8 protein-coding genes are annotated in these 5,844 nt (G+C 71.6%); 4 read left to right on the plus strand and 4 right to left on the minus strand.

The genetic code is table 11. The features are described 5' to 3' along the window. Positions 1-107: 107 nt before the first annotated feature. The 3 genes from BJF79_RS30150 to BJF79_RS30160 all read right to left on the minus strand — a co-directional run bounded on the left by BJF79_RS30150 (position 108) and on the right by BJF79_RS30160 (position 2,182). Entirely contained in the window at positions 108-443 is a 336-nt protein-coding gene (locus BJF79_RS30150; protein WP_075902495.1) for a YnfA family protein, read from the minus strand. A 78-nt stretch (positions 444-521) separates the two neighbouring features. Beyond that, positions 522-1,289, minus strand: coding sequence for a MerR family transcriptional regulator (locus tag BJF79_RS30155; RefSeq protein ID WP_075902497.1), 768 nt, complete (start codon positions 1,287-1,289; stop codon positions 522-524). A 224-nt stretch (positions 1,290-1,513) separates the two neighbouring features. After that, complete coding sequence (locus BJF79_RS30160) at positions 1,514-2,182, minus strand: recombinase family protein (protein WP_075902505.1); 669 nt, start codon at positions 2,180-2,182, stop codon at positions 1,514-1,516. 222 nt (positions 2,183-2,404) lie between these two features. On the opposite strand from BJF79_RS30160, the gene BJF79_RS30165 reads away from it, so the two are divergent. Further along, entirely contained in the window at positions 2,405-3,139 is a 735-nt protein-coding gene (locus BJF79_RS30165) for a ZIP family metal transporter (RefSeq protein WP_262402753.1), read from the plus strand. A 90-nt stretch (positions 3,140-3,229) separates the two neighbouring features. After that, complete coding sequence (locus tag BJF79_RS30170) at positions 3,230-3,850, plus strand: methyltransferase family protein (RefSeq protein WP_143220394.1); 621 nt, start codon at positions 3,230-3,232, stop codon at positions 3,848-3,850. Positions 3,851-3,901: 51 nt separating this feature from the next. Here the strand turns inward: BJF79_RS30170 and BJF79_RS30175 are convergent, their stop codons facing one another. Continuing rightward, positions 3,902-4,513, minus strand: coding sequence for a class I SAM-dependent methyltransferase (locus BJF79_RS30175; RefSeq protein ID WP_075902507.1), 612 nt, complete (start codon positions 4,511-4,513; stop codon positions 3,902-3,904). A 64-nt stretch (positions 4,514-4,577) separates the two neighbouring features. Here BJF79_RS30175 and BJF79_RS30180 point away from each other — a divergent pair, with 64 nt between their 5' ends. Then, on the plus strand, positions 4,578-5,000 hold the full coding sequence (locus tag BJF79_RS30180; RefSeq protein ID WP_075902509.1) for an ArsR/SmtB family transcription factor: 423 nt from the start codon (positions 4,578-4,580) through the stop codon (positions 4,998-5,000). A gap of 26 nt (positions 5,001-5,026) precedes the next feature. Next, positions 5,027-5,698: a cation transporter gene (locus BJF79_RS30185; protein WP_262402752.1), complete on the plus strand. Its 672-nt coding sequence runs from the start codon at positions 5,027-5,029 to the stop codon at positions 5,696-5,698. The last annotated feature ends 146 nt before the right edge of the window (positions 5,699-5,844 follow it).

Below are 5,844 nucleotides of genomic sequence, written 5' to 3' on the forward strand. Positions count from 1 at the left end.
GGATCGGCAGCAAGCAGCGTAGATCTGCCCGCAGATCACCCATGAAGAAGCTGTCCGGAAAACGCGTGGCCCCTCAGTTGAGTGGCCCCTGGGGTGGCTTGTTGTGGTCAGGCGCCGCGTGGTGCGTACATGATGACCGCGACTCCGGCCAGGCACACCAGGGCGCCGGTGATGTCCCAGCGGTCGGGGCGGAATCCGTCGAGGGCCATGCCCCAGGCCAGGGAGCCGGCGACGAACACGCCGCCGTAGGCGGCCAGGATGCGGCCGAAGTTGGCGTCGGGTTGCAGGGTCGCGACGAATCCGTACAGCCCGAGCGCGATGACGCCGGCGCCGATCCAGAGCCAGCCGCGGTGTTCGCGGACGCCTTGCCAGACCAGCCAGGCGCCTCCGATCTCGAACAGGGCGGCGACGGCGAACAGGGCGATGGAGCGGGCGACGAGCACGGCGGCAGTTCCTTCTGGTCAGGGCGCGGTATGAGCGGGTCGGGCGTCGGGGTGGGGTCGGGCAGGGGGCGGCGGTGGTCAGGTTTGCGGGCCGAACAGGTCGGTGAGCATGGTGGTGCCTTCTTCGGCCGCGCGTACTTCCAGGTGCAGACTCGGTCCGTCGAGGTCGAGGCGGAATCCGAAGAACGGGCAGCATCGCTGTTCGGCCGCCGCCAGTTCTGCGACGGCGGCCGCCCGGTCGGCGGGGAGGGTGAGCCGGATTCCGTCCTCGATCTCCTGCCGGGCGGCACCGTCGATGAGCCGCTGCCACTGGGCGACGCGTTCGTCCAGGCCGTCGCCGTCCAGTGAGCAGGCGACCGGAGCGGTCCGCCAGCGTTCGGCTTCGGTGGCTTGCCGGGAGGGCAGGATCGCGATGTCCACGGGGCGGCGGGCCTGGGGGCCCGGGGTGAGGAATCCGCATTCGGGGTCGCAGGGCCCTGGCCGGTCGGGCAGGGAGTCCAGGTGCCGGAGGGCTTGGCGGAGGGTGGCGGTGAAGGCGGCCAGCTCGGCGGCGCGCGCCTCGGCGTCGGAGATCCGGGCGGCGACGCGGGGCCTCAGGTCGGCCTTCACCTCCGCGCAGGCTCCCGACTCCCACACCGCCAGCAGCTCGGCGACCTCCTCCAGCGGCAGCCCGAGGTGCTTGGCCGCGCCGATGAACGCCAGGCGGTCGACCGCGTCTTCGCCGTAGAGGCGGTATCCGGCCGGGGACCGGTCGGCGGGCAGCAGGCCGGCGGTTTCGTAGAACCGCAGGGTGGTGGTGGGGACGCCGGAGCGTTCGGCGAGCTGGGAGATCCGCATCGTGCTCATGCCTGCGACGGTAAACCTTCGACTCGACTCGAAGGTCAAGCTGGTCTCCGGGAGGACTGCGCGGAGGTCGGTCCGCGGGTTTTGGCGCTAGCGGGGAGGCTAGTTGTTGGTCATCGTTCGCTCAGGCCGACGGCGGCGGCAAGCGCCCGGCGATCTCCCGTGCGTCCCCGCCGTGCCAGGCACCCGGGTCGGCGTTCAGCGGGTGTCGTCGTCGACCGGGCCGGTCACGAGGTGCTCGCCTTCAGCTGGGCGGCGGCCGCGCCGGTGGCGCGTAGTTCCTGAAGGTCGGGGATGTGGTTGTAGAGGGTGCCGACGGAGACGCCCAGCAGTTTGGCGATGGAGGTGACCGAGCGGCCGGGGTCGGGGAGCAGGTCGCGGGCGGCTTTGAGGAGTTCGGCGTCGACGACGGTGGGTCGGCCTCCGGTGCGGCCGCGGGCGCGGGCGGCGGCCAGGCCCTCGTTGGTGCCGGTGACGATGAGCTCGCGGATGAACTCGGCCAGGGCGGCGAAGACGTGGAAGACCAAGCGGCCGCCGGGGGTGGTGGTGTCGAGGTTCTCGTGCAGGGAGCGGAACCCGATCTCGCGGGTGCGTAGGTCGGCGACCATGGTGATGAGGTCTTTGAGGGATCGGCCGTAGCGGTCCAGGGCCGGGACCACGAGGGTGTCGCCGGGCTGGAGGAAGGTGTGGCACGCCTTTAGTTCGGGCCGGTCGGCGCTGCGGCCGGATTTCTTGTCGGCGAAGATCCGGCGGCATCCGGCCGCGGTCAGCGCGTCGATCTGCCGCTTGAGTTTCTGACCGGTGGTGGAGACGCGGGCGTACCCGATGCGGATCTCGGTGAGGCGGGCGGGGAAGGCGGCGAGGGGCTCGGCGGGCAGCTCCCAGGCGTCGCTCATGCCCGTCATTCTCTCAACAAACGGTGGCCGGGCGTTATTGAACCACCAGGGTTGTTGAAGAGGTTTTGAAGCCGGTGTCCTGCTGTTCCGCTGGGCCGCGCGAAGGCCTTCAACAAACGATGGTTACGTGAAGATCGGCTGTGGGTGTCTCTGCTGGTGCTGGGCCGAGGGGATAGGGGCTGCCGGCTGGGGTAGCGGGACGGCGTGGGGCAGCTTTGGTTGGTGCTGGGGTTGGCGGCGGTGCCGGCGCTGGCCAATTTCGCCGGTGGTTTGATCGCTGAGGTGCGGCCGGTGTCGGACCGCACGCTGAGTTTCGCGTTGCACGCCGCGGCCGGGATCGTGATCGCGGTGGTGGGCTTGGAGTTGATGCCGCGTGCGTTGCAGGCGCCGTGGCCGTGGGTGCCGATGCTGGCGTTCGTCGCCGGAGCCGGTCTGTTTCTGGGCCTGGATGCGCTGGCGGGTTACCTGCAGGCACGGACCGCCGCCCGCAGCCGGGGCGATGGCCAGGAGCGTGGTGCGTCGTGGGGAGTCTATGGCGGGGTGGCGCTGGATCTGTTCAGCGACGGGATTTTGATCGGCACCGGCACGGTGGTCAACCCCACGCTGGGAGTGCTGCTGGCGGTGGGGCAGGCACCGGCCGATCTGCCCGAAGGGTTCGCCGCGGCGGCCACCCTACGCGGCGCCGGAGTGCCCCGGGCACGGCGGCTTGCGGCCGGGGCAGGGTTCGCGGTGCCGATCCTGCTGGGCGCGGCGCTGGGGTACCTGGCGCTGCGTGGCGCCCCGGACGCGGTGACGTTGTCGGTGCTGGCGTTCACCGGCGGTGCCCTGCTCAGTGTGGTGATCGAGGAAATGGTCCCGCAGGCGCACGAGGCCAACGAGTCCCGCTGGGACAGCTTGTTCCTGGTGGCCGGGTTCGCGGTGTTCGCGGCCGTCTCGGTCTATGTCCCCGCTGGATAGGTCCGCTCCGGCCTGACCGCACGGCGTGGCCGCCAGGCCGGTGGTTCGAATTCGTCACGGTAGCGATCACAGGAAAGGACACATCCGACGATGCGCACCCACTCCACGCTCCCGATGCGATCACCGGCCCGTGTGCTGCGCCCGGCCCTGGTCGCTGGCGCGTTGGCCGGGGTCACTGCCGCGGTGCTGCGCCGCATGCAGCATCAGTACGCAGAGCGCGACACTCTCACTGGGGGAACGGTGGCCGCGATGTACGCCACCTACGGCGCGCACGCTGCGGCGCTGGGCTGGGCCGCCGTGGGCCGTGTCGGCCCGGTGCGGCTGCCGCGGCGTGCGGCCCGGGCCGTCGGCGCGGTGCTGGCCGCCGGGGGTGCCGCGGCGGCAGTCGCCGGAGCGCGTCCGTTCGGGGTCGGGCGGCAACTGTCGGGCATCGACCCGGGGGCGTTGCACACCGCTGGTGTGTACCGCTACAGCCGCAACCCCCAGTACCTTGGCCTCGGCCTGGCCGCGACCGGAGTCGCCCTCGCCGCACGATCGGCGTTCGCCGCCCTGCTGTCCGGCGGAGTGTGGTGGACCTACCGTCGATGGATCCCCCATGAGGAACACCATCTTGCCCGGCTCTTCGGCCAGGAATACCTGACCTACCGGGCCAATACGGCACGCTGGCTGGGCACACCGGCCCGTCCAGGCGCCCCGGACTCAACGCCTTAACTGCAACGCCTTACCTTGCAACGCCCTATCTGCGATGCCTCGCCAGCACGGCTAGGCGTTCAGACGAGCCTGTGCGGCGCCGAGGACGAAGTCGCCGAACACGATGGTGCGGTGACCGCGCACGTGCAGGCCGTGGGCGCCGAGCGCGTCGAGGAACTCGGTGTCGGTGAACCGGTCCTGTTCGGGGTGGTCGAACAGGATGCGGTAGACGGCGCGGTCCAGGGCGTGCCGGGTGACTTCCTCGAAGTAGAAGACGCCACCGGGTTTGAGCACGCGGGCGACCTCGGCCAGCGCGTCTCGCCAGTTCGGGATGTGGTGGATGATCCCGAAGTCGAACACCGCGTCATAGGTCCCGTTCTCGGGGACCAGGGCGCTCAGGTCGGTGGCGTCGGAGACCCCGACCCGGGCGCGACCTGCGTAGGGGGCCAGGCGGCGGCGGGCCCGGCGGGCCATGGCCGGATCCAGATCGACGGCGTCGACGCGGGCGGCGCCGAAAGCGTCCAGGATCAGGCGTGCACCGTAGCCGGGTCCGCAGCCGATCTCCAGCACCCGCGCCCGCTCCGGGAGCGGGCCGCCCAGCCGCTGCAGCAGCGGCGCCTCGTACCAGCGCTGCACGGCCCGCCGCGCCGGGTTGTTGATCACTGCGGTTTCGATCCGGTTCATCAGCATGCGTTGTCATCTCCCCGCTTGAATCATCGTCCGCTATAGATATCATCGTTGCATGGCGATGAGAAGTGATGAGGCGGCTGCGGCCGCCGTGGACACGTGCAAGGCGTCGGCCGGACCGCCCGCGCCGGCGGTGGCGCTGTTCCGGTCCCTGGCGGACCCGTCCCGGCTGGCGATCCTGCTGCGGCTGGCCGAGGGCGAGGCCCGCGTGGTCGAGCTGGTGGCCGCGGTCGGGCTGGCGCAGTCCACGGTGTCGGCGCACCTGGCGTGCCTGCGCGACTGCGGCCTGGTCGACTCGCGGCCCGAGGGCCGCTCCACGCGCTACCACCTGGCCCGCCCCGAACTGCTGGACCTGCTGGCGTCGGCCGAGGGGCTGCTGGCGGCGACCGGTGAGGCGGTCGCGCTGTGCCCCGCCTACGGCACCCCGCCCACCACCGGCGCCCCGTCCGCGGACCGGTCCGCGGACGCAGGGGGGCGGCGGTGAGCGCGCCGGCCCCGGCGGTTGCGGAGGTGAGGGGCCCGGCCGCGCGCCGCGCGATCCGCTACGCCCGCTTCACCATCGGCTACAACGTCATCGAGGGCATCATCGCGGTCGCCGCCGGGACCGTGGCCGGGGCGGTGTCGCTGATCGGGTTCGGCGTCGACTCGGGCATCGAGGTCGCCGCCGCCACCGTAGTGCTGGTGCGGCTGCTGGCCGAGATCCGCGGCGGCGAACCCGACGAGGCCAAAGAACGTCGCGCGCTGAAGTTCATCGCGCTGACCTTCTTCGCCCTGGCGCTGTATGTGACCGTGGAGGGCGTTCGCGACCTGGTCGCCGGGGAAAGCCCCGACACCTCGCTCGTGGGGATCGCGCTGACCGGTGCCTCCATCGTGATCATGCCGTGGCTGGCGCGCGCCAAGCGCAAGGCCGGGCTGGAGATGAACTCGCGGCTGGTGGTCGCCGACGCCGCCGAGACCAAGCTGTGCGCGTGGCTGAGCGTGTCCACCTTCGCCGGGCTGGTCGCCTTCGCCATCTGGGGCTGGACCTGGATCGACCCCGTCGCCGGATTCGTCATCGCCGCCTTCGCGATCATGGAGGGCAAGGAAGCCTGGGAAGGCGAACTCGTCTGCGACGACGGCTGCGAAGACGACGCCGGTGACGACTGCGACGACCATCGCGGCGCCGGGGGCAAGGACCGATGACCGCCCGCCTGAAGCGCTCCCCGATGCCCGCCCCGGTGCGGGCGCCTACACCCACGAGATGGCCGCCGCCCGCGCCGCCACCGACCCCGCGCCCGGTGGCGGCACCTGGAACGCGCGCACATCCTGTCGCAGCCCTGGCCGTGGCC

It is taken from the genome of Actinomadura sp. CNU-125 (genome assembly GCF_001942465.1).
Taxonomy (GTDB): domain Bacteria; phylum Actinomycetota; class Actinomycetes; order Streptosporangiales; family Streptosporangiaceae; genus Spirillospora.

Bases quoted from the DNA above. Each gene is read 5' to 3' on its own strand.
- BJF79_RS30155 (WP_075902497.1), bottom strand. From the start codon at position 1,289: ATGAGCACGATGCGGATCTCCCAGCTCGCCGAACGCTCCGGCGTCCCC.
- BJF79_RS30160 (WP_075902505.1), bottom strand. From the start codon at position 2,182: ATGAGCGACGCCTGGGAGCTGCCCGCCGAGCCCCTCGCCGCCTTCCCC.
- BJF79_RS30170 (WP_143220394.1), top strand. From the start codon at position 3,230: ATGCGCACCCACTCCACGCTCCCGATGCGATCACCGGCCCGTGTGCTG.
- BJF79_RS30175 (WP_075902507.1), bottom strand. From the start codon at position 4,513: ATGAACCGGATCGAAACCGCAGTGATCAACAACCCGGCGCGGCGGGCC.
- BJF79_RS30180 (WP_075902509.1), top strand. From the start codon at position 4,578: ATGAGAAGTGATGAGGCGGCTGCGGCCGCCGTGGACACGTGCAAGGCG.